This window comes from Chitinophaga polysaccharea, from assembly GCF_007829335.1.
GTDB classification, from domain to species: domain Bacteria; phylum Bacteroidota; class Bacteroidia; order Chitinophagales; family Chitinophagaceae; genus Chitinophaga; species Chitinophaga polysaccharea_B.
Map to the genome: position 1 here is coordinate 55814 of NZ_VIWO01000006.1, position 22439 is coordinate 78252.

General features: G+C 45.2%; 25 protein-coding genes. All 25 read left to right on the forward strand.

The genetic code is table 11. The annotated features are described in order from the left end of the window. The 25 genes from FHW36_RS19515 to FHW36_RS19630 all read left to right on the forward strand — a co-directional run bounded on the left by FHW36_RS19515 (nucleotide 1) and on the right by FHW36_RS19630 (nucleotide 22418). Nucleotides 1-2163 (forward strand): VapE domain-containing protein, encoded by a 2163-nt coding sequence (locus tag FHW36_RS19515; protein ID WP_145671270.1) that lies wholly within the window; start codon nucleotides 1-3, stop codon nucleotides 2161-2163. Nucleotides 2164-2459: 296 nt separating this feature from the next. Then, nucleotides 2460-2663 carry a hypothetical protein gene (locus FHW36_RS19520; RefSeq protein WP_145671271.1) on the forward strand — a complete coding sequence of 68 codons (204 nt, stop codon included), beginning with the start codon at nucleotides 2460-2462 and terminating at the stop codon, nucleotides 2661-2663. Nucleotides 2664-3045: 382 nt separating this feature from the next. Beyond that, on the forward strand, nucleotides 3046-3261 hold the full coding sequence (locus FHW36_RS19525) for a hypothetical protein (protein WP_145671272.1): 216 nt from the start codon (nucleotides 3046-3048) through the stop codon (nucleotides 3259-3261). After that, nucleotides 3258-3647, forward strand: a complete 390-nt coding sequence (locus tag FHW36_RS19530; protein WP_145671273.1) for a DUF3127 domain-containing protein — start codon at nucleotides 3258-3260, stop codon at nucleotides 3645-3647. Before FHW36_RS19525 ends, FHW36_RS19530 begins: the two co-directional genes overlap by 4 nt. 81 nt (nucleotides 3648-3728) lie before the next feature. Continuing rightward, the gene (locus tag FHW36_RS19535) at nucleotides 3729-4229 is read left to right on the forward strand and encodes an RNA polymerase sigma factor (RefSeq protein ID WP_145671274.1); all 501 of its coding nucleotides are present in this window, start codon (nucleotides 3729-3731) and stop codon (nucleotides 4227-4229) included. A gap of 276 nt (nucleotides 4230-4505) precedes the next feature. After that, nucleotides 4506-4958 carry a hypothetical protein gene (locus tag FHW36_RS19540; RefSeq protein ID WP_145671275.1) on the forward strand — a complete coding sequence of 151 codons (453 nt, stop codon included), beginning with the start codon at nucleotides 4506-4508 and terminating at the stop codon, nucleotides 4956-4958. Nucleotides 4959-4960: 2 nt separating this feature from the next. Continuing rightward, nucleotides 4961-5134: a hypothetical protein gene (locus FHW36_RS30580; protein WP_186452535.1), complete on the forward strand. Its 174-nt coding sequence runs from the start codon at nucleotides 4961-4963 to the stop codon at nucleotides 5132-5134. Further along, the gene (locus tag FHW36_RS19545) at nucleotides 5127-5612 is read left to right on the forward strand and encodes a terminase small subunit (RefSeq protein WP_145671276.1); all 486 of its coding nucleotides are present in this window, start codon (nucleotides 5127-5129) and stop codon (nucleotides 5610-5612) included. Before FHW36_RS30580 ends, FHW36_RS19545 begins: the two co-directional genes overlap by 8 nt. Before the next feature lies 1 nt (nucleotide 5613). Beyond that, nucleotides 5614-6774 carry a PBSX family phage terminase large subunit gene (locus FHW36_RS19550; protein WP_145671277.1) on the forward strand — a complete coding sequence of 387 codons (1161 nt, stop codon included), beginning with the start codon at nucleotides 5614-5616 and terminating at the stop codon, nucleotides 6772-6774. Nucleotides 6775-6784: 10 nt separating this feature from the next. Further along, complete coding sequence (locus tag FHW36_RS19555; protein ID WP_145671278.1) at nucleotides 6785-6988, forward strand: hypothetical protein; 204 nt, start codon at nucleotides 6785-6787, stop codon at nucleotides 6986-6988. A 38-nt stretch (nucleotides 6989-7026) separates the two neighbouring features. Beyond that, complete coding sequence (locus tag FHW36_RS19560) at nucleotides 7027-7605, forward strand: hypothetical protein (protein WP_145671279.1); 579 nt, start codon at nucleotides 7027-7029, stop codon at nucleotides 7603-7605. A 133-nt stretch (nucleotides 7606-7738) separates the two neighbouring features. Beyond that, a complete protein-coding gene (locus tag FHW36_RS19565) occupies nucleotides 7739-8389 on the forward strand; it encodes a hypothetical protein (protein WP_145671280.1) in 651 nt (216 codons plus the stop codon). Nucleotide 8390: 1 nt separating this feature from the next. Beyond that, nucleotides 8391-9599 (forward strand): hypothetical protein, encoded by a 1209-nt coding sequence (locus tag FHW36_RS19570; protein ID WP_145671281.1) that lies wholly within the window; start codon nucleotides 8391-8393, stop codon nucleotides 9597-9599. Between the two features lie 62 nt (nucleotides 9600-9661). Beyond that, nucleotides 9662-11830: a hypothetical protein gene (locus tag FHW36_RS19575; protein WP_145671282.1), complete on the forward strand. Its 2169-nt coding sequence runs from the start codon at nucleotides 9662-9664 to the stop codon at nucleotides 11828-11830. Further along, nucleotides 11830-12381 carry a hypothetical protein gene (locus FHW36_RS19580; protein WP_145671283.1) on the forward strand — a complete coding sequence of 184 codons (552 nt, stop codon included), beginning with the start codon at nucleotides 11830-11832 and terminating at the stop codon, nucleotides 12379-12381. The genes FHW36_RS19575 and FHW36_RS19580 overlap by 1 nt, the downstream gene beginning before the upstream one ends. A 3-nt stretch (nucleotides 12382-12384) precedes the next feature. Then, nucleotides 12385-14538 (forward strand): coiled-coil domain-containing protein, encoded by a 2154-nt coding sequence (locus FHW36_RS19585; protein WP_145671284.1) that lies wholly within the window; start codon nucleotides 12385-12387, stop codon nucleotides 14536-14538. Between the two features lie 4 nt (nucleotides 14539-14542). Then, entirely contained in the window at nucleotides 14543-15136 is a 594-nt protein-coding gene (locus FHW36_RS19590; protein WP_145671285.1) for an XkdF-like putative serine protease domain-containing protein, read from the forward strand. 114 nt (nucleotides 15137-15250) lie between these two features. Next, nucleotides 15251-15883 carry a hypothetical protein gene (locus tag FHW36_RS19595; RefSeq protein ID WP_145671286.1) on the forward strand — a complete coding sequence of 211 codons (633 nt, stop codon included), beginning with the start codon at nucleotides 15251-15253 and terminating at the stop codon, nucleotides 15881-15883. A gap of 30 nt (nucleotides 15884-15913) precedes the next feature. Beyond that, a complete protein-coding gene (locus FHW36_RS19600; protein ID WP_145671287.1) occupies nucleotides 15914-16873 on the forward strand; it encodes a hypothetical protein in 960 nt (319 codons plus the stop codon). Nucleotides 16874-16929: 56 nt separating this feature from the next. Then, nucleotides 16930-17451 (forward strand): hypothetical protein, encoded by a 522-nt coding sequence (locus FHW36_RS19605; protein WP_145671288.1) that lies wholly within the window; start codon nucleotides 16930-16932, stop codon nucleotides 17449-17451. Between the two features lie 90 nt (nucleotides 17452-17541). Further along, nucleotides 17542-17886, forward strand: a complete 345-nt coding sequence (locus FHW36_RS19610; RefSeq protein WP_145671289.1) for a hypothetical protein — start codon at nucleotides 17542-17544, stop codon at nucleotides 17884-17886. Next, on the forward strand, nucleotides 17883-19895 hold the full coding sequence (locus FHW36_RS19615; RefSeq protein WP_145671290.1) for a hypothetical protein: 2013 nt from the start codon (nucleotides 17883-17885) through the stop codon (nucleotides 19893-19895). Before FHW36_RS19610 ends, FHW36_RS19615 begins: the two co-directional genes overlap by 4 nt. A 113-nt stretch (nucleotides 19896-20008) precedes the next feature. Further along, nucleotides 20009-20479, forward strand: a complete 471-nt coding sequence (locus FHW36_RS19620; RefSeq protein ID WP_145671291.1) for a DUF6712 family protein — start codon at nucleotides 20009-20011, stop codon at nucleotides 20477-20479. Between the two features lie 59 nt (nucleotides 20480-20538). Then, a complete protein-coding gene (locus FHW36_RS19625; protein ID WP_145671292.1) occupies nucleotides 20539-20967 on the forward strand; it encodes a hypothetical protein in 429 nt (142 codons plus the stop codon). Continuing rightward, the gene (locus FHW36_RS19630) at nucleotides 20949-22418 is read left to right on the forward strand and encodes an autotransporter outer membrane beta-barrel domain-containing protein (protein WP_145671293.1); all 1470 of its coding nucleotides are present in this window, start codon (nucleotides 20949-20951) and stop codon (nucleotides 22416-22418) included. Before FHW36_RS19625 ends, FHW36_RS19630 begins: the two co-directional genes overlap by 19 nt. Nucleotides 22419-22439 lie beyond the last annotated feature (21 nt).

The following is a 22439-nucleotide window of genomic DNA, read 5'->3' on the forward strand; positions in this document are numbered from 1 at the left end:
ATGTCATCAACAGTAAGCATATATAATAATATCTACGCACCTGCCGACGGTAAGGAGATCCCGGTTGACATTCTGCTGCATTACATTCAGGATGGAGAATGGCAGGATGACGTGTTGGCTGTTCGTACCGGCAAAAAGGATAAGGTAAAGTTGCCGGCGGCGTGTATGTCAGGCAAGTTCAGGGAGCGGCAAATGTCCGGGCTTATCCAGCATAGCGGCTTTATCTGCATAGATATTGATGATGTAGACCCAGAGGAATTAAAATCACTCCTTTGCCCGGATAAACATGTATACGCTGCTTTTGTTTCCGCCGGCGGAAAGGGGCTTGCGCTGCTATTCAAGATCAACCCGGACAAACACGCAGAAGCATTTGAGGGGTTACAGGAATACCTGTATACTAATTACCAGGTAGTCGTTGACCCCTCCTGCCGGGATGTGTCCCGCGCTCGCTTTGTTAGCTATGATCCGCACATGTATCTAAATGAGAAGGCGGATAAATTCTGTCAGTATCCAAAGAAGCCGCCAGTAGCACTAAAGAAGGTCCCTGATATCGTTTTTGTTAAGTCAGATTTTGATGCGATTGTTAAAGAGATCACCACGCGTCGCATTGATATCACCGGCGACTATGCCACCTGGTTGCGCATCGCCTTTGCAATAGCTGACCGCTTCGGGGAGAATGGCCGGGATGATTTCCACCGGGTTAGTCAGTTTGGAGCTACATATAAATATGAAGTAGCTGACCGTCAGTACACCAACTGCCTGAAAGCGAATAAGACAGGTATAACGATTGCCTCCTTCTATCACTTTGCCAAACAGGCCGGTATCCGGCTTTTTAGCGATCAGACCAAACTGATAGTGCAGACTGCAACGTTTGCTAAGAAAGGCGCGCGCTCCCGTGAAAGCGTGGTAAAGATGCTCCAGGAGCAGGAGCATATCCCCGCCAGCGCATCCGCTGACATTGTTGACCAGGTATTTACTAATAATGTAAAGGTAGACGGCGATAGCGAGATAGACGCCGTTGAGTTGTGGATGCGCCAAAACTATGACCTGCGCCGTAACGCCATCACCCGGTACATTGAGAATAACGGGAAGCCTCTACAGGCAAAGGACTTCAATAGCATTTATATTTCGTCAAAGAAGGTATTCGATAAAGGTTCTTATGAGCTGATCGACCGGCTGATAAATTCTGACTTCACCCAGGACTATAACCCGTTGTTAGAGTTCTTCGAACAGAACAAAGACCGTCACCCCAGCGGTGTTATTGCGCAGTTGTTTGATACGATCAACACAGACACCGGCGTGCGGGGTAGCGAATTTATGCCGCACTACGCCTCTTACTTTGGGACAAAGTGGCTGGTTGGCGCTATCAGCGCAGCACACGGCGTGCACTCTCCGCTTATGCTGGTTCTTTGTGGCGCCGTACAGGGCACCGGGAAAACCGAATGGTTTCGGAGGTTACTGCCTACCGCTCTGCGCAGCTATTATGCCGAGTCAAAACTTGATGCCGGTAAAGACGATGAAATACTGATGACACAGAAGTGGTTTATCTGTGATGATGAGATGGGGGGCAAGTCAAAGGCGGAAGAAAAGCGTCTAAAAGAGCTGACCAGTAAGCAGGTATTTTCACTACGTGAGCCATACGGACGTAATAACGTAGATCTGCTGCGCCTTGCCTCCCTATGTGGCACTACGAATGATGGAGAGATATTGAGCGACCCTACTGGTAACCGTCGAATCATTCCGGTGAATGTGCTGTCCATTGATCATGCTACCTATAACAGCATAGATAAGACTGATGTGATTATGGAAGCTTATCACCTATGGAAGGATGGGTTTAACTGGGAGCTGACGCGTGATGACATCGCTATGCTGAATGGATATACTACCAGCTTCGATAAGAGCAGTATTGAATACGACCTTATTAACCGGTACTACGAACTCCCTGCTGCTGGCAATCAGTTTAATGTAGTGCCGCGTACCACCACCGATATAAAGGTGCGCCTGGAAAAGCTGACGATGCAGCGCTTGTCATTGGACAGGATTGGTAAAGAGATGGCTAGACTTGGATATGAGAAGAAGGCTGTAAAGATTAAGGGCAAATCATATAAAGCATATGAGTTGGTTGAAATTGGCGATCCGGTGGTAAGCAGTGGTAACCAGTAGTAACCGAAAAAAATGGCACGGTTACCACCTGTCAAATCATTTACCGTAAACACTTTAAAGGCAAAAGTGGTAAGGGTGGTAACCAGTTTTATTAAGAGATCAGAAATAATATTATAAAAGTAGTGAAAGGCAGTTTAAAGGGCGATTAAACATGTATTAATGGCATCGTGGTGAATATATTTTTTTATTCTGGGAGCTATATAAAGTAGGCTACCACGGTTACCACCTTACCACCATCTGATATTTTGATCGTCAAAAACATATCACCGCATAAATCTGACACAATAAAAAAGCATATGGCAAGAAAAGATAAAATATCGGAAATGCAGGATAGGCTAAAGGGGTATAAGGCTTACCTGGTAGATGTGGACTTCATTGCTTACAGCGTTCACATCTGCGTGCTGGCCGACAGCGTGACGGAGTGCCGCGATAAGCTGGATGCCGCCTATCCCCGCCTCCGAACAACTATTGTTCACCAGTTATCAGAAGTAATTGTATAAACTAAAACGCTAACCGGAAGCGATACCGGGGACTGATTATGATTATCATAGAGCAATACATGTATCAAGATAAGGCCGGGAAATGGCAGGTGCTATATGTCTGTGGCGGCGGATCATGCTTCACGACATATACAGGTGGATTTGGGCTGGACACAATGTATATCCAGCCAATGAACCTATTTGAGGCGGAGCGAATCATTTCTGAGATCAAGGCATTAGGCGACACTGAATAATTAACCGCACCGGCTACGGTTACCGGCAAGTAATGACAGAAGATCAATTGCAAGCTAGGTGCTACCAGTGGGCACACAATACATACCCACAGATACGCAAGTTGTTGTTTGCTGTTCCGAACGGAGGTAGCCGGAATAAGGCGGAGGCAATGAAGTTGAAGGCTACCGGAGTAACACGCGGTATACCGGATCTAGTGTTGCTATGGCAGGGCAAGATATACGGCTTTGAGTTGAAGGTCGATAGTAACCGGCAAAGCGATGATCAGGTGGAGGTAGAGAAAAAGTGGGTATCACATTCGGCCGCCTATCACCTGGTACGGGACGAAGAAACATTTCAAACACATATTAAACAAATACTACTATGAGTGATCAAGCAAGAATTACCCTCAGTGGCACACTGATTAACGTTTTCCCTACCGAGCAGATTTCGGATAGCTTTAAAAAGCGTGTCATATGGCTACGGGAAGACACCCTCGATTATGCGCAGACATATAGCATTGAGTTTGTCCAGGACAACTGTAGTAAGCTGGACAGGTATCAACCCGGGATGACGGTAGAAGTGTCAGTTAACCTACGCGGCCGTCTTTCCTCTAAGAACGGAAAAGAATATGTATTCAACCAACTCCAGGGATGGAACATTAAAAAGCTGGGGATCAATTCAGACCCAGGGGCGGAATACCAGGAAGCAGAAGCAGCTCACTACAAACAACCTGACCTGCAGGAATCAGCGGGTGATGATCTGCCCTTTTAGTTACGACCGCGTGTAAGTTGACCATCCGACATCTACCAGGATGTCGGATGGTATTAAGTCAATAACCATTAATTAAAAATCATGAATAGGGAGCAGATTATTAACCAACTTAGCCGGGACAATGAATATCACAACATATGCCGGCAGATCGGTCGGGATGATGCCGACGACCTATACCAGGAGCTTATGCTTTATATCCTGGAGATACCAGAAGAAAAATTAACCCGATTGAATGAAAGCTGCCTGAAATGCTTTTTCTATCGCATGGCAGAAAAACAATATAAGAGCAAAACCAGTGCCTTTCACAAAAAGTATCGGCGGGAAGCTGAGATTATCAGGGAACATGCAAACGATATAGTGGCTATTGGTCAGGACACGGGTATTGATGAGGATGTGATTAACGATGTGGTAGCGGCGGTACAGGGATTGTACTGGTATGATAGAGGCATCGTAGAGCTATACGCAGAAAAAGGGAATATGCGCACTGTATCTGCCGAAACAGGCATCCCCTTAATAAGCATCCACGGGACGGTGCAGAACGCCCGTAAGGCAGTCAGGGCTAAATTAAAATCACATGCATAAAGTATTGCTTCATATCGCCGGCCCCGCATGCCTGGCCCTTATATTCATAGAGTCAGGCATACCTCACTGGGTCAAAATGCGCATATGGGGCCGGGATGCATACAAGCACCGGCTAAAACCGTTCGATTGCCAAATGTGCATGGGCTGGTGGCTGGGACTTATTTCCGGGTATTTAGAAACAGAACAGGCTTTTTCGATATATACATGTATGCAGGTAGTGTTTATAGGGGCGATGTCCTCCGTACTCGCAGTACTGCTGTACAAAACTATATCTAAATGAGCTTTACACCTGAACACATAGAGATTTTAGAGAAGCACCGGGAACACTGGCTTACCCTTACTACTGCCGGCTATATGCGCAACCTGGACGAACCGGTAAAACGCGAGCTGCAACGGGTGTTTAATGAGGCTGTCGGCCCGCAAAGGTTTACGCTATGGTGCAACGACTGCGTAGTTGACCTGGTACGCCTACTGTATACCAACTACGATCAGCGAGTCTTGATAGACAAGGGGCTCACTGCAACAGCGAAGCGACACCTCGACCACATCGCAGCAGTGGAACAGCGGGTTGATGATTTAATTCATGAGTATCTGACAAAGCCAGAAGCTGGTGCTACAACTTTTGACGGGCTGGTATCTGCAATCGTAGCCCATGCCCAGCCAGAGACTCCCCCTGCTCCCTCAGCGGCCGCTAACAAACTGCCGGCGCGCAAACGTAGACGCCGTTAACCATGTGTAACAAGCGCGCACTATCCAAAGCAGACGCACAACAGGCGCTTTACTGGATCAGGTCCAATAAGCGCCGGAAGGGCATGCGTAAACGCAAGGAGTGCCGGCACTACTGGTGCGATGAGTGTAACGCGTTCCATCTGACAAGTAAGGGTAAACAGGATTATCATGGCTAAAGGAAGACCAAAGAAACAGGAGCATCCCGGAAGGCCAGCTGAAAGCTATAAGTTTTCAGTGGTTGAAATACAAGACGCCTGGCAGGAGTATAAGGCAAAATGCGATAACGCAATAAAATATGAAGTGTCTGCTGGGAAGGTCCTAAAGGTGCCCTCCCCTAAAGTTTACACGCTAGGGGCATTTCAGGTATATCTGCGTATCAGTCGGGAAAGCTGGGGTGACTACCGCACATACCCCGCCTATACAGAAACTATCATCGGGATAGAAGAAGAAGTATTAGCACGCAAGGGAGATGCTCTCGCAAACGCAGAGGGAAGTACCTCGGGGATAATTTTCGATTTAAAAGCCAATTACGGCTGGGTTGACAAACATGTAGTGGAAAGTAAGGTAGACATAACGAGCGTTGAAGTAAAGGTCGTGCCGGCGCTGGCAATGGCCATTCCGACATCAGAGAAGGATGTAGATATAGATATTTAGAATGTTCCAGGTTGGGCCACTATACGAAGCTAATCTTTATGCAAAGGAGGACACCATTGTTAATCAAGGGGGTACATCTTCCGGGAAGACATATAGTATTCTGCAGGTGCTTTTTACGAAGGCGGTTCAGGCGCCGAACCTGATCATTACGGTAGTGGGGCAAGACATGCCCAATCTGAAGAAAGGTGCACTAAGGGATGCTGAAACAATACTCGCGGCGTCCACAGAGCTGCAGCAAATGGTTATACAGTACAACCGCACCGATAGGGTGTTTAGGTTCTGGAACGGATCAATAATAGAGTTTACCAGCTACCTGACACCGCAGGACGCGAAGTCAGGAAAGCGTGACTACCTGTTCATTAACGAGGCAAACGGTATTCCTTACCTGGTGTATTACGAACTGGCAATGCGTACTAAGCGCCAAGTATTCATCGACTACAACCCGAATGCTGAGTTCTGGGTACATACGGAGATAATACCGGAACCCAACACCAGGTTATTGATCAGTGACCACCGCCATAATCCGTTCTGCCCGCAGAAGATCCGTGAAAAGATAGAGGCACTGCGACATAAGGATTACGAACTCTTTAAAGTATATGGCCGCGGGCTGACAGGTAAGATTGAAGGATTGATTTTCCGCAACTGGTTCCTGGTAGATGAGATACCGGCCGATGCAACGTTAGTAGCTTATGGTTTGGATTTCGGATTTACCAACGACGAAACAGGGCTGTTAGGCGTCTGGAAGCAAAACGGTGAGTTATGGTTGCGTGAATTGTGTTATGAAACTGGACTCACAAACCCGGCTATCGCCAGAAAGGCAAAAGAAGCCGGTATCCAGCCATGGGAAGAAATTGTTGCTGATAGCAGTGAGCCTAAATCGATCATGGAAATAAACAATGAAGGATTGTTGGTAATGCCTGCATTGAAAGGACCGGATAGCGTGAAGTCCAGTATTGACATTATAAAGCGCTGGAAGCTGAATGTTACAAAGGATAGTGTAAACCTCCGTAAGGAGCTGAATACCTATAAGTGGAAGCAAGATAAGAATGGTAAGACTATCAATGAGCCTGTGGACTTCATGAACCACCTGATTGATCCGCTGCGATATGTAGGGCTTAATCATCTGGCTAACAATAACAGCGGGGTTTATACCCTCGCATAAATCAGACATCATGACAGCACATGAATTTTTAAGCCATCACGGCGAATTAAAGGACGTAAATGTCCACTTTGTAAAGGCTGGCAATACCATTGTGAAGCCATTGGTAGGTTTACTTGAAGAATACTTATCTGCCCAGGGCATCACTACCGGCAGACAAGTGGTTAAAACCGCATCGCCAGCGAAGCGTCGGTTGGCGAACACTAAAAATAGTTGATAATGTGGGATAAAATAACCGTCGCCAAGTATCAAGAGTTGTACGAGATCATTACCGATACCGGCTTCGATCATGAGATAGACCGAGATATACAGTTACTTTGTTGCCTGGAAGGGAAGCAAACTGAGCATTACGAGAATATGCTGTTATCCGACCTGCAGCAGGAGATAAAGAAGATAGCCTTCCTGCATGGGGCGGAGATACCGTCAGTGAAGCCATCTCGTTATTTTACCGTCACCGGCCGTACCTACAAAGTGCTGTATGATTTCCGCGACCTGGTGGCTGGTCAGTTCATTGATGCTATGGCTTGCGCAAAGGAACCGGCAGAGTTTATCACCAACATGCACCGCATGCTGGCAGCCATCTGCCGGGGGACAAAGCGCACATGGCGCGGCCGCACTGTTTTGGACTATGGCGCCATTCCATTCGAACAGGTATCAGAGGCCATGAAGCAGCTACCAATTGTACAGGCTCATGCTACTGCGCTTTTTTTTTGTCAACTCTGGGCAGCCTTCTTAAAAGGTATTCCGGATTATTTGACACAGAACAGACAGACGATGGCGAAGGAGGAACACCTGATGTGGACACAGGCTTTAGCAGTCGCTGGGGGTGGCTAATATCTGCATGTAATGTTGCTGAAATGGAGCGGATACCGTTGGCGCAGGCATACGACCTATCAACAATAAACTTTCTAAATGACATGGCATACTTGAAGGATAAGGCTAATAACGAAAAAGAAGAGCAAAGAAAATGGCTACAGAAGCACAACGGCAGCAAAACCTATTAAATAGTGGGTTCCTTGATAACTTAGGGACGCAGCCGGAACCGGTGGCACTGGATAATGTTGAGCAGATCTTTGTTAAGCACATGGGGCGTTTACTGGAGGCCCTGCAAAGAAACCTGAACACCCAAAAGAATGGCCGGGAGATATCCGCATCGGGAACACTTTCCCAAAGTATCCGGGTTGAATATACTAAGGGAAGCGCTAAATATGAGGCGGAATTTTACATGGCGTCATATGCCGACTATGTAGACAAAGGAGTTCAAGGTATTGGTCCCAAAAACAAGAATACCACCAGTCCCTATAAATTCAAAACGGCGTTTCCTGGGAAGGACATGCAAAAGGCCCTTATCCTGTGGGTTCGGCAGAAATCTATACTGTCTGATGTTACAGCGCCAAAAGGGTTACGCGGCAAACATACTAGCGGATATCTGCGGAATAAGGTTCGCCGGAATGACCTGGCAATAGCGCTGGGTATTGGGATTAAACGACATGGTATTGCCGCTACAAACTTTAAGCAGGTTAGTATAAATGAAGTACTGGCAGACATGACAAAGGAGCTGGCGCAGGCGCTCGCTAAAGATATTGTCGTAAATATAAACACTGAAAGACTTAAATAGTATGGCTATTACTGTTATTGAAACCCCAGATAAATTTACACCAGCTTTTAATCCAGTAGTATTCAGTATTTCCAGCGATAACTACGCCCAACCTGATTTTAAATTTGTGGTGGATGTATATAGTGGTACTGGGCAACTGTTGGTTACCCTAAAATATCAGCCACAGGTTGCCGGAAACGAGCCAATTGATTTCGATATCAGCCGGAATTTGCATGAGTTGGTGGCTGCAAACTACTGCAAGCTAAACGAGGTCGCAGGGGCCGACATTGTGGTAACAGGGGCAGGCGCTATCTCAGGGTATAGTGTGCAGTTTGGAGAGCAATATAACAATGTGGTACATGCCAACCTTACATCATATTCTGGGTATATATTCAATGCAGCGATGAATAATAAGCGGTTCGCCTTCTATTCCCAGGCGACCTACCTAAACAAACAGTTCCTTACCAGATTCCCACGCCAGGTGGTGCGGAAGCGTGACAGCGTGATACTGTCCATATTGCAATCAGATGCCGCCGCCATGGCAAACTTTGGACTTACCATATACAACATGGCCGGCACAATCCTTTACTCAGATAATATCAATAATCCATACACCAGCCTTGCCAATACCAGCAACCGGGCTTTACACCTGCATGCCGGATTCGATCACCTGTACTCAATAGTCGGGTTTTCCACTGCAATTTACAATGCAGCAGCGTACTATACCATTACTCCCCCCGGCGGCAACACTATGCGCCTGGATCTATACAGCCAGTGTGAGAGATTCCCAGGCGTGCGCTTATATTTTCTTAATGAACTTGGCGGCTTCGATTCTTTTAACTTTATGCTGGCTTCCCGTCCAGAACAGACAAACGAAAAGAAAACATATCAGCGGCAGGCTGCCAACCGCCGCACAGCATACGATGCAACTAACAGGCGGTTTGAAGCTACAGTCCGCAACTACTCAACGTCCTATACTGAAAAGCTAAAGGTAATAAGTGATTACCTGACTGACACAGAATCTGAACTACTCGAAGGGCTTATGTATTCCCCACTTGTTTACCAGGAAGTAGCCGCCAGCGAATACGGCGGGCCGGCTGGGCAGAACATACTTATCCCTGTTGATATGAAGATGCAGGACTATACCCGTAAACAAACAAGGGTAGATAAAATGTTCAATTTGGAGGCAGATATAGAATTGACATATACAAATTATATGCAATCTATATAAATTTTCACGAACAGAACGTCGATTTCTGATATATACAGTTGATGATACGATCAGCTGTTATAATGGAAGGCGAACTTCTTGACCTCACGGAGGATATTGATACCGACTTTACGTACTCCATCCAGGATATACGGGAACCGGATAAGCGTCGTACAGACTTTTCCAAAACGATAGATCTACCCGGCACCCCTAAGAATAATGCGCTGTTTGCGCAGATATTCGATATCAATGTGGAGAATGAGTACAACCCTGCCTTGCCCAACATTGGTTATAACTTCAACCCAAACAAGGCAGCAAAGGTAATTGTGCTGGTAGATGGTATCCAGGTATTCCGCGGTGTCCTGCGTTTACTGAAGGTTACCCGGAATAAAGATCTTATAACCTATGAAACGAATGTGTTGGGCCGCCTATCAGACATTCTTTTTGCCCTGGGAGATAGTAAGCTCTCAGATCTTGACTTTTCTGACCTGGACCATACATTAGATGTAGGCACTATTGAAGCTAGTTGGTATGGCACACCGGGTACCGGCTATGTATATCCACTTATTGATTACGGCATGTCTGTAGATGGGGTTAACTTCCCTATTACCGGATTTAGGCCAGCAGTGTATGTATTGGAGTATATCAATAGAATCTTCGCCAATGCTGGATTTACTTATAAGTGCAATTTTTTCGCCCAGCCATATTTTAGGGGTCTTCATATCCCATGTACTGAGAAGAAGGAGTATAATCAGACTGCAACGCAGGCGCGTTTCTTAGAATGCTATAGCCGTGAAAGATATACAGTTAACCGGCGTACCGGTCAATGGCGCGAAGTTTATAACTGGTGGGGGGGCACAGTGGTTAAAGATAAATATGGGTTTATTGAGGTAACTGATGATGAGAGCCGTGGCACAAAAATAATTATCACCCGGAATATTACAACTTCCTTCCAGTTTTCAATGTGGTTTATTGTAAAGAACGAAGGATGTTACATGAACATTCGGAAGAATGGGCAGGTGATAGCAAGCAAAAAGCTAGGATCATACCATGTCGTCCACCATCAAGAAATTATAGAGATACCCAAGCAAGACTGGGTAGCGGGAGATGTGCTTACGATGAGTATGGACATGTCCCCAAGAAATGTTTCAACAATATTCCCAGAAAGCTCCGTTATTGCTCCCTCCCCAACTGATGACTCTCCTTATCCGGTCGATGATGGTGCGCCGGTAATGATGCATGATCTAATCAGCAGTAGTGTAGCGCAGAAAGACTTTTTTAAGTCCATCATCCTGATGCACAATTTATATGTATTTACAGACGAAAACGACGATAAGAACCTAATCATTACCCCGGAAACATGGTTTTATGATAACTACGCCGGGAATGCCGTAGACTGGACAAGCAAAGTGGATTACAGTCAGGAGATTGAGGTTACTCCAATGGGGCAGCTTACAAGCAAGGAATTCATATTTACGTATAAGAAGGACACAGATTATTATAATGATGACAGATATTTCAAAAAATACAATGAGGTATTCGGGCAAAAGAAGTTTGTCGCTGAAAATGAGTTTGAGAAGGACCAAAATAAGGTCGAACTCATTTTCAGCCCAACAATATCGGTGCAAATTCCAGAAGTAAGCCAACGGGTTATACCGCATATATACAAGGTGAATGCTGATGGCGTCAAGCAGATAGACACTTTTAATATTCGCATTCTTCAATGGGGTGGCCTAAAAAGGAGTTACATATCTATTGATCAAAACAGAGGGTACGCCACCTGGAAAATTGTGGATTCATCCGGTGTAGCAATGGCTTCATATATAGATTATCCTTATGCTGGGATGCTTGACGACCCCATTACGCCGAGCCGGGATCTATGCTTTGGCCCTCCAATCGAAATTTTCTTTGCACTAAATACCTATTCCGATTTAGGCTTATTCCGATTTTATTGGGAGCCGTTCATTAACGAAATAACAAATAAAGATAGTAAGCTGTGGAAGCCATTTATTTTGTTAACCCCTTCCGACATCAACCAGCTGGACTTTAAACGCCTGGTTAAAATTGACAACACATATTTCCGGCTCAATAAGGTAGAAAACTACAAGCCCATGGGGCAGCAAACAACGCCTGTAGAGCTATTTAAATCTAACGTTTCCGTGGAAGTGGTCCGTCCTGGGTTTCTAAAATGGAGTGACGACGGATACCTGCTGCATAGTGATGAATCACCTGCAAGAATACCTTACGCATAATGGCAGACAAGAAAATAATACAGCTGAACCCGGCCAGCACAATAACGGCGAATGACATATTAGGAGTATGCCAGAACCCGATCACAGGCGAACTATTACAGGCAACAGCATCTGACTTGCGGACATATGTCCTGGGTGGTGCCAATGCAGGTGCGCGTATATTCTTTATCGTTGGCATACCATCAATACCATTGGGGGTTGATGGTGATGTATGTTTTGATATACAGGCGCATAATATCTATCAGAAGGCTAGCGGTGCCTGGATTCTTCAAGACAGCTATGGATCTATTGGCGGAATGGATAGGATAAGATTCACTGCTACATATGGTAGCGGGGGCCTTTCAGCTGACGGGAAAAGCTATATAAACAGCTCTCTCCTAAACGGCATGCCACAGGAAGTATTGATTGATGGAAGCCCTTTAATAGGGGTAGAAAATTTCGGAGATATCCCAGCATTTGATGAATGGGATTTTGACCCCGTTTTAGGTAAACTAATTTTTGGCAGCCCACTCCCGGCTGGTGCACGTATTACTGTTTTATATTCATTTTAAAGCATGGCAACAGAAAATGTAGAGGTAAAGGTTAATGTTTCTGGCGATGGCCAGGCGGCTAAGAGTGTCGGTAGTATAAAGAAAGAAATAAAAGAGGCACAGGCCGAAGCCCTACGACTTTCTCGCCAGTTTGGCGAATTGTCCCCCCAGGCACAAGCAGCTGTTGACCGGATAGCTGAACTACGTGACGAAATAGCTGATTTAAATGAGCGTGTGGAGCTGGCAGACCCAGGAGCCAAATTTAAGGCATTCGGGAACGCCATAGCATCTGTAGCAGCAGGATTCCAGGCAGTTCAGGGAGCAATGGCAGTATTCGGAGGGGAATCTGATGAGCTTCAGAAGCAATTGGTAAAGCTCCAGGGAGCTATGAATATTACCGAGGGACTCTCTACTATTGCAGATAGTTGGAAGGATTTCCAACGACTTGGAGCTGTTATTAAAACAAATGTAGTGAGTGCATTTAGCACTCTTCGATCCGCTATTATTACTACTGGGATAGGCGTCCTTATCGTAGCGCTTGGAATTGTAATTGCCAATTTCGACAAAATTGAGGCCTGGTTAAAAAAGTTATTCCCTGCATTTGAGGGTTTCGGAAAATTGTTCGATAAGATAAAGGCAATAGCCATGGGCGCCTTTAGCGTGATCGTTGAGTACTTTAAAATAATTGGCGATATCATAGGGGACCTATTTACAGGCGACTTTAAGGGGGCTATCAAAACTGCCGGGGAAGCTGGAAAGCGCCTGGGGGATGCATATGTAAAAGGGTTTAATGATGAAGTGGCTGACCAAATCCAAGAAGCTGCAAGGAAAGCAACCGAAGCTTTAATAAAGGCACAGGAGAACGACTTGAAAGTATTACGCGCCTATGGCGCCACCCGGGAAAAAGAGTCTGACGCCCTGGAATTGGAGATAGCAAAAAATAAAGTAAAGATCACTAAGGACGGGACTAAAGAGGACCGGGAGGCACAGGCGGCCGCCTTTGCCGAATTGCAGGCACTCAGAATTCAACAGGAACAGAAAGAGGGACAAAGACAAGTAGAAATATTAAAGAATAGACAGGCGTTAGAATTACAATCCTTGCAAGACGCCGGCAAGTCTACAATAGGTATTCGTGAGTCCCAGCTACAAGTACAGTTAGCTCTGGAAAAAAAATATGGCCTGGATACAAAAGGGACTATACAGGAAATACTCCAGGCCAGAGAGGCAGATCGCAAAGCGGCTTTTGACAAAGAATTGTTGGCACTACAACGGGCGCAAGATACCCAGCTACAGGCCGCGACCATTGCCGGTAAAAATATATATGAGTTGCGCCTGCAGCAATTTGAAGCACAGTTGTCGCTTTATAGAAAATTTGGATATGATACAAAGGAGATACAGCAAAAACAGGCACAGGATGAATTGGCCAGAAGGAAGCAGCTTAATGATTCCCTACAAACATCTGTGCATGATCATAATGCGGTCATATCCAAAGAGTTAATAAATATTGCTGGCGCTCAACAACAATTAACTACTGATACCACAAATAGGATTGCAGAAGATGCTGTAAGGCTGGATGAAATAGAAAAGAAGAAACAAAAGGCGATTTCAGATACATCCTATGTTTTATCACAATCTGCACAAGCTGGTGAGGACAGAAGCGAGGTTGAAGGGGCTGCGAGCGCGGTACTAGCTGTCAGCATGATAGCAGATGAGCTTTCTAAACAGGATGCACTCCAGGCTACAAGCTCTGTGCTGAAAACAGCTACTACCGTATTAGGGCAGCAAACTGCAATTGGTAAAGGTGTTGCGATCGCAGATGCTACGATTAGCACTTACCAGGCCGCACAATCATCTTTTACTGCGCTATCACCTATCCCTATTGTAGGTCCAGCCTTGGGAGCCATTGCCGCGGCGGCCGCAGTTGTTGCTGGTGTTGCGCGTGTTAAAAAAATAATAAGCACCCAGGTACCCGGAGCGGGTAGTGGTGCCAGCGCCGGCGCTGCTCCAAGTATGCCTGCCCCGCCAGTACCGACAATTCAGCCGAATGCTACAACCCTGCTTCAGCAGCAAATTGCACAACAGTCTGCGCAAAATGCCACCCGTGTATACGTGTTGGAAAGTGACATAACGGATAAGCAAAAGCGAGTAGCAAGTATAGAAGAAAACGCCAAATTTTAATCACATGGAAAAGCTACCAGTATTTCAGTTGCTTATAAGCGACGACGAAACAGACGACAATGAGGTGAACTTTGTATCCCTAGTGGATAGGCCGGCCATACAGCGGGACTTTCTCGCTTTCGCAGAGCGCAAACTATTTGCCATCCAGGATGAAGAACAGCAGATCGTCACCGGCCCAGCTATGGTGCCAGATGAGCCTATCTTCCGGAGTGACAAGAACGGTAAATACTATGTGGTTTTCTCTGCGGATACTATCGGGAAAATCGCTTACCGGTTTTTCAAAAAGGGATACCAAGGCAATATTAATATAATGCATGAAAGTGGATCTGTTGTAGCTGATAGTGTATTTTTTGAAAGCTGGATAGTAGATCGCGAGAAGGGTAAGCAGCCGCTTGCCGGGTTTGAAGATATGCCTGATGGAACATGGTTTCTGACAGCCAAAATTAATAACACTGATACCTGGGATAAAATTAAAGAAGGTGAGTACAAAGGATTCAGCGTGGAAGGTCTGTTTAACTACAAGCCTATAGCGGAAATTGATCCAGAAGAAGCCCTCATGCTGCAAATAAAAGAGCTACTGGATCAGGTAGAAGAGTAACCCACCCTACCCATTGTTTAATATCCTCCCTGGCATTCCTGCTGGGGATTTTTTTTTGCTTAAAACCGAACGGAGGTTGCAATTCTGATATGTGCATGTATAAACAGTTTGTACATGACAGCAAAAGAAGCATTGGATAAAGCCCGGATATTGCTGAAAACGTATTTCGCCGATACTCCCCCAGCAGAAACTATTGCTGGCAAATTAAAAGACGGGACAGAGGTGCAATATACCGCGTTAGAAGTGGGCGCCAGCCTATTTATTATAGACGCTGATGGTAACCCTACCCCCGCGCCGGCAGCAGAATATGAAATGGAGGATGGCTCTATCGTCGTTGTCACTGATCCAGGTGTTATTTCAGAGATTAAGCCTGCCCCCGCCGCCGAAGGCCCCAAAGCAGAAGAAATGGCAGCAGATCCCGCACCGGCGGCCGCAGATCAAGGCAAAGGAATCGACTGGTCAGAAGAAATTAAAAGCATTCAACAGTCTTTGGCCTGGATGGCACAACGGATCGCCAGCCTTTCTACTGCCATGCAGATGTTTCGGCAGGCTACCGGAGAATCATTTGCCAGCATGGTGGATGCTGTAGAAGCTTCTGCCAGCGAAGGCAAGGAAGACCCTATCAAGAAACCCCGCCAGACGGTATTTGGTAGCAACAAAGATGTAAAACAAACCGCACTGGAGAAGATGCAGAAAGGTGTACAAGCCTTTAACGAACGCCTAAGCAAGCAGAATACCGCCAGTTAACCAATACCCACCCATTAAAATCATTTCACGATGGCATACGACGTAAGTACGTTAGCAAACTATACAAAAGAAAACGAAGCACTGCTCGTTACCTCCAGCGTTTTTGGGGCAAAAACACAACAGAAAATATCCGCACAGGGCAACGTGCTGACTGGCGTAAAGTCTTCCGAACAAATCAACCGAATCGACACTGACGCAGTATTTCAGTCTGGCGCGGCCTGTGGATTTACGGCATCCGGCACCACTGCTATCACCCAGCGGGCGGTGGTTGTGGGTAAAATTAAGGTTCAGGAAGCATTGTGTCCTAAAACTTTAGAAAGCAAATACACCCAAAAGGCGTTACAGGTAGGCAGTAAGAACGAAAGCATCCCATTTGAACAGGATTACACCGACAAAAAGTCTGCCCGCATTGCTGCACAGAACGAGGTTGCGATCTGGCAGGGGGATACCGCATCCGCAGACGGCAATTTGAATAAGTTCGACGGGTTGATTAAGCTCATTGACGCAGCCACCAACGAAATCCTGTCCAATACAGCCGCGCTCACAAATGGGGGACCCATTGCTGTTGCTACAGGAGTAACTCAGGCGAACATCATTGATATTGTAGATGGTGTATTTAAGGCACTCCCCGTGGCGCTGCTGGACAAGCCTGATACGGAAATCGTACTGGGCTGGGATTTGTTCCGTCTGTATGTTCTCGCACTCCGCGAAAAGAACCTTTACCACTATTCTGCTGATAATACCGATGGAGAGTTAACCATCCCAGGCACCAATATTAAACTGGTTGCTCTGAACGGCCTCAATGGCACTAACCGGGTGTTCGGCTTTCGCTGGTCAAATATTTTTCTTGGCACCGACATGCTAAATGAAGAAGAAAAATTTGAAATCTTCTTTGCGAAAGAGGCTCAGGAAGTCCGCTTCGATACACAGTGGAAACTCGGTGTAAACGTAGCATTCCCTGACGAAGTTGTTAGTTTCAAACTGGTGTAACCTATACCGGGCCGGTCACAACCGGTCCTTCTTTTCTACCATTAAATTTTACTACAATGCCTTGTGAGTTAACACAATCATTAACCCAGGACTGTAAGGATAGTATTGGCGGTGTCAGCGAGGTGATGGCTATCGAATTTGACAATGTGGAGTCCATTACTGAAACAGCCGGCGTTATATCCGCAATTGTTTTAGCGACTGGTAAACAGTTCCGCAAGTATTCAATGCCTAAAGATACTGCATTTTTTACGGATGTACCTACTGCAAACGTTCAAAATGGGACCATATTCTACCAGCAGGAAGTAACAATTGTCTTTAATAAGATGAGGACAAACGTCCGTAATGAATTGCTGCTACTGGCCCAAAATAGGTTAATCTTTATTATAAAAGATAAGAATGGAACCTATTGGCTTCTTGGCAAAAAGAATGCATTAGACCTAACCGGCGGGGAAGGTGGCACAGGTACTGCATCAGGTGATCGCAATGGATATACTCGTGTATTTACCGGGCAAGAACCTCAAATGGCTGTTGAGGTACAGTCAACTCTTATAGCCGCTTTACTACTCCCGGCAGCATAACCTAACCATGAATAACCATAAAAATAGCCTGATGACATCATCGGGCTATTTTTTTATAAACAGAACGTCGATTTCTGATATATACAGTTGATGATACTAATAACCAGAGGTGATATAACGCAGATAATTGTAACGGCCAGCGAAAAAGAGAGCCTTAACCCTACTGTATATAGTATCTCCTTCACAAATGATCTTACCAAGTCTGGTGTAACTGTATCTCCAGCGATTGATACAAGTCCTTTTCCGAATAGATACAACAAATTCCAGGTAGATACAGCATTATTTGCGGACCAGGATAACGGCTTCTATACATATCGGATTACAGATCAGGCAGGCAATCTTCTGGAGATTGGGAAAATGAAGCTGGTAGGCGAAAAGTTGGTGCCGGTACAGTACCAAGATACCCCAACAGAATACAAAACATACGGAGAATGAATAGCGTAAGTATAGGCGATGGTTTACTAACACTGCATTTTGAAGATGCAGCACAGCCGGTATTTTTGGAAAAGAAGGGGAAGGAGTATGTTTTTTATGGAGAAAAGAACGATTATCCAGATTACCTGCTATATCTATACAATAATTCCGCTAAGCATAGTGCTATTATCAATGGGAAAGTTGATTATGTGTGTGGTAACGGGTGGGCCTTTGAGCAGGAGGCAATAACCCCGCAAGATTCAGAAAAAGCAGAAGCATTTATTGAGCGTGTTAACAAGGAAGGTGAAAGCCTCAATGAAATAACCGGGAAAGTAGATATTGATTTCGAAATCTTTAATGGCGCCTATCTGCAAGTCACCTGGAACAAGCTGGGGGCAATTGCGGATATATTTCATGTTGACTATACAACTGTTCGGAGTAACAAAGATAATTCCATGTTCTTTGTTTCTGATGAATGGATAAAGTACAACCCAGATGGCACATATAAAACAAACAACAATCCTAAATACACTTCATATCCTGCCTTCAATCCTGACAAACCGAAGGGTACACAGATACTCTATATCAAAAAATACCACCCAGGCATTGATATATATACATTGCCAACCTATCGGGGTAGTATTACCTGGATAGAGGTTGATATTGAGATAGGGAATTACCATCTGAATAATGTCAAATCGGGCTTCTTTGTCAATAAGCTTGTCAATTTTAACAACGGAAAACCACAACCTGAAGAGCAGAAGGCAATAGAACGGCTATTCGACTCAAAATTTAGCGGCGTACGTGGGCGAAAATATATGCTTTCGTTCAATGCTGATTCAACAAAAGCGGCTACCGTAGCAGATTTAAATGTATCTGAGTCTGACAAGTTGTTTGATCAGCTAAATAAAACCACCCAACAGGAAATATTTACCGGGCATCGGGTTACATCGCCAATGCTTTTCGGTGTAAAAACGGAAGGCCAGCTGGGCGGAAGGTCTGAAATGCGAGATGCCTATGAAATATTCCAGAACACATATGTAAACGGTAGACAGCAATGGCTGGAAAATGTATTTAATATGTTAGCTGGATATGCAGGCGTCCAGGCGCCACTATCTATCCAGAGAACAGAGCCCATATCATTTGAATTCTCGGAAGCTACCCAGGCTCAGAATATGTCCAAGGACGAGATTCGCGAGAAAATGGGCCTAGCGCCAGAGCAGAAGCAGGAGACATCCCAGGCTCAGGAAATGATTAATGCTATTAATAGCCTATCCCCACTGGTCGCCAATAAGGTATTGGAGAATCTAACAAGCGACGAACTGCGCGCTATGGTTGGGCTATCCCCGGCAGCACCAGGGACATTGCCGCAACCAAATCCAAATGTTAAAGAGCCTGCCAAATTTACTGATGAGGAAGATGAATTTGACGTAGCAGTATTTGCAGAGTTCGGGCAAGAGCGCCGAGCCTTCAAAATTGTCAAGTCCAAAAAGGTAATGTTTACTTGTGATGAGGATGAAGCCCATCATTTCGACGATCAGGAACCTGATATAACCAAGATACAAGCCGATGTGCTTGACCTTCTTATTAAAGATTCCCTTATCAGCCCTGAATTGATCGCCAAAACACTAAATACTGAAACTGGTATAATCAAAAAAGCTATCTCAGCGCTTGTTGATGCAGGTCTAATAAAGGTTTCAGAGAAAAATGTAAGAGATCAAATGGTAATTGATCGGAAGCCAGTTAAGGAAGCAAAAAAACTGCTTAAGGAGAAGACGCCTACAACCAAGTCAATCCAGGTAATGTACTCCTATGAGGGGCCACAGGATAGCCGTAATAGGCCATTCTGCGCAAAAATGCTTGAACTGGATAGATTGTATAGCCGTAAAGATATAGAGGCCATATCTGAGCGCCTGGGGTACTCTGTGTGGGCTCGCAGAGGGGGATGGTATCATAATCCCACAACGGGAAAGAATCAGCCATTCTGCCGGCATTCATGGGTTTCTAATGTCGTAGTAAAGGAGAAGTAATCATGAGTAAAAACATTCTTTTCATATCAGAACAAAAGCTAAAGGATACCTCATTCCTTTCTGACAATGTTGACCCTAAGCATTTGTTACCGACCGTTAAAGCGGTTCAGGACATGTATATTTTGCCTTTGCTGGGAACCGGGCTATATAATAAACTACAGGAACTCGTTTCTACCGCGCCGGTACCAGTAGGAGTATACAAAACGCTGTTAGATGATTATTTAACGGATGTCCTGGTATGGTATGTATTGGCAAACATGCCAATGGTACTACAGTACAAGCTCCTGAATAAAGGGGTAATGCTGCGAAACGGTGAATATATGCAGACTTCAACATTTCAGGAAGTACAATCGATGAAAGATGATTGCCTGGTGAAGGCGAAGTTTTACGCCCAGCGTGCCATTGAGTACCTATGTGCGCACAATACAGATTACCCAGAATACATTAACCCCGGCAGCACTTCAGATACAGTGCATCCTGATACGACGCAGTATGACTGTGGTATATATCTCGGCAACCATATAGTTGATAGTCGCAGTGCTGAGGAAAAGTACCAGGGGAATAACTACCGAAAACCATACTGATATGGCATATAAGAAAAACGAAAAGAAATTACTGAATTACCTGGTTAAAACCGGTCGAAATGACACTCAACAACCTAATAGACCTACTAAGAAAGTACGCCGGAGATCATCTGCAAATAAATGATTTCGGTACTGGATATATATCAGAGTTGGGGGCCAGTAAAGACCAGTCATACCCATTGATGTGGGTCATTATCGCGCCCTCTCGGTATGATGGCAAACAGATGAATTATAACCTACAGCTGATTTTCGCTGATTTACTGTATGGTGATAAGAAAAATGAGCTGGAGGTATGGAGCGACCAACTACTGATCGCCTTAGACACTTTGGCTTATCTCCGTGATAACCCAGATTTCGATTTTCAGACGGACGGGAATGCCTCCGTTGATTTTTTCACAGAGCATGATGGTGATTTAGCTGCAGGGGTTATCCTGGGAATTACTATAAATGATCCAAAACCATTAGACAGATGCGTTATACCATTTTAATTTTGTTGTTTTTCATATCACTATCGACATATGCCCAAACTGGGGGATGGCGAAAGAACTATCAGTACACCCAGGCATATGGTCATAAGTCAGATTCGGTCCTTATACTTCCAAAAATACTGGTAGACCCATCGCTGATAGAAGATGGTGCGATCCGGTTTAATGCCGGGCTACTTCAATTGCGTTATTTGGGGGCATGGGACGGGCTACAGCAAGCAAATGTTAAATGGCTGACGGATTCTTTGTTAAGCAAAATAACAACTACGGAAGCAGACGCTAGGTATGTCCCATTGGGGCGCACTCTTACATTAACTGCCGGTTCTGGGATATCTGTTACAGGCGGTACACAGAGCTTAGCAGCAAACCGCACCTGGACAATTACCAACAACGGTGTACTTACTGTTGCTGGTAGGTCTGGGTCCGTCGTGATTGACTCAGGTGATATTGCCAATTTTCATATCAAGGTTAGGGGGTTGTTTTCCGCTGGCGCCGGTATCTCTCTTGCTTCTGGCGTAATAACCAATACCGGAATATTAAATCAAACCGCCGTCCAGGAAGCAAAGAATTTTCGAATTTCAGGCGATGGATATGTGAACACTTTAAAAGCCGGTTATCCATTGACCTTATCTTCGGACACTAAAATATTCGCTACCAGCAATTCTATTACTAATCAAATTGCAGCATTTTTAACCTATAACAATAATAATGATGCAGCATTAGATTCGATCGCAACGATAATTTTTAACAGGAGCAATAGTAACATCGTTAACCTTACAGATACAAGCAATTCATATGGCTATGTGAGGAGCGGGCAGATATTGGGGCATTTAGCTGCGGGTGGAATGGTATACAATAATTCCGCATCGATTGGAAGACCTTCCAGCGGTAGGCAAGTAGCGCGTATGATTTTTAGGGCTGAAAGCGATTTTGTAGATAATAGTACTTCTTCTGGGTCTATCGGATTTTATACTAAATCAGCAAGCGATTTTAACGCAGTGCAACGTCTTACAATAAGGCAGGATGGAACTGTGGGAATAAGCGTTACTACTACCTCTGCGATGTTGCATGTCAGAGGGGCTTCAGCTACCGTGGGTAATACAGCCAGATTTGAAAATTTATCCGGCACATCACTTCTGGAAGTCGCTAACAACAATACGGTTAGCTTAAAGGGAGCCGTAGTACATAATATCACTACGCAAACGGCTAACTATACCGTGGCTGCTACCGATTATACATGTTATACTGCTACGGCATCCATAACCTATACGCTGCCTGTTCCTACTGCGGTAGGCAGGTTGATTATAATTAAGAATGCCAGCGCCGGGACTATCTCAATCGCCATGACAGGCGGATCTACCGTAGATGGTAGTGGCTCTACTATTACAGTTGCCGCTGGCGCATCTTACCAACTACAGGGTGTAAGCGCAACAAACTGGACGAAAATAAACTAATCCTCAAACCCATTTTAAAAT

Coding starts and splice junctions, on each gene's coding strand:
- FHW36_RS19515 (WP_145671270.1), top strand. CDS start 1: ATGTCATCAACAGTAAGCATATATAATAATATCTACGCACCTGCCGAC.
- FHW36_RS19520 (WP_145671271.1), top strand. CDS start 2,460: ATGGCAAGAAAAGATAAAATATCGGAAATGCAGGATAGGCTAAAGGGG.
- FHW36_RS19525 (WP_145671272.1), top strand. CDS start 3,046: ATGAAGTTGAAGGCTACCGGAGTAACACGCGGTATACCGGATCTAGTG.
- FHW36_RS19530 (WP_145671273.1), top strand. CDS start 3,258: ATGAGTGATCAAGCAAGAATTACCCTCAGTGGCACACTGATTAACGTT.
- FHW36_RS19535 (WP_145671274.1), top strand. CDS start 3,729: ATGAATAGGGAGCAGATTATTAACCAACTTAGCCGGGACAATGAATAT.
- FHW36_RS19540 (WP_145671275.1), top strand. CDS start 4,506: ATGAGCTTTACACCTGAACACATAGAGATTTTAGAGAAGCACCGGGAA.
- FHW36_RS30580 (WP_186452535.1), top strand. CDS start 4,961: ATGTGTAACAAGCGCGCACTATCCAAAGCAGACGCACAACAGGCGCTT.
- FHW36_RS19545 (WP_145671276.1), top strand. CDS start 5,127: ATGGCTAAAGGAAGACCAAAGAAACAGGAGCATCCCGGAAGGCCAGCT.
- FHW36_RS19550 (WP_145671277.1), top strand. CDS start 5,614: ATGTTCCAGGTTGGGCCACTATACGAAGCTAATCTTTATGCAAAGGAG.
- FHW36_RS19555 (WP_145671278.1), top strand. CDS start 6,785: ATGACAGCACATGAATTTTTAAGCCATCACGGCGAATTAAAGGACGTA.
- FHW36_RS19565 (WP_145671280.1), top strand. CDS start 7,739: ATGGCTACAGAAGCACAACGGCAGCAAAACCTATTAAATAGTGGGTTC.
- FHW36_RS19570 (WP_145671281.1), top strand. CDS start 8,391: ATGGCTATTACTGTTATTGAAACCCCAGATAAATTTACACCAGCTTTT.
- FHW36_RS19575 (WP_145671282.1), top strand. CDS start 9,662: ATGGAAGGCGAACTTCTTGACCTCACGGAGGATATTGATACCGACTTT.
- FHW36_RS19580 (WP_145671283.1), top strand. CDS start 11,830: ATGGCAGACAAGAAAATAATACAGCTGAACCCGGCCAGCACAATAACG.
- FHW36_RS19585 (WP_145671284.1), top strand. CDS start 12,385: ATGGCAACAGAAAATGTAGAGGTAAAGGTTAATGTTTCTGGCGATGGC.
- FHW36_RS19590 (WP_145671285.1), top strand. CDS start 14,543: ATGGAAAAGCTACCAGTATTTCAGTTGCTTATAAGCGACGACGAAACA.
- FHW36_RS19595 (WP_145671286.1), top strand. CDS start 15,251: ATGACAGCAAAAGAAGCATTGGATAAAGCCCGGATATTGCTGAAAACG.
- FHW36_RS19600 (WP_145671287.1), top strand. CDS start 15,914: ATGGCATACGACGTAAGTACGTTAGCAAACTATACAAAAGAAAACGAA.
- FHW36_RS19605 (WP_145671288.1), top strand. CDS start 16,930: ATGCCTTGTGAGTTAACACAATCATTAACCCAGGACTGTAAGGATAGT.
- FHW36_RS19610 (WP_145671289.1), top strand. CDS start 17,542: ATGATACTAATAACCAGAGGTGATATAACGCAGATAATTGTAACGGCC.
- FHW36_RS19615 (WP_145671290.1), top strand. CDS start 17,883: ATGAATAGCGTAAGTATAGGCGATGGTTTACTAACACTGCATTTTGAA.
- FHW36_RS19620 (WP_145671291.1), top strand. CDS start 20,009: ATGTATATTTTGCCTTTGCTGGGAACCGGGCTATATAATAAACTACAG.
- FHW36_RS19625 (WP_145671292.1), top strand. CDS start 20,539: ATGACACTCAACAACCTAATAGACCTACTAAGAAAGTACGCCGGAGAT.
- FHW36_RS19630 (WP_145671293.1), top strand. CDS start 20,949: ATGCGTTATACCATTTTAATTTTGTTGTTTTTCATATCACTATCGACA.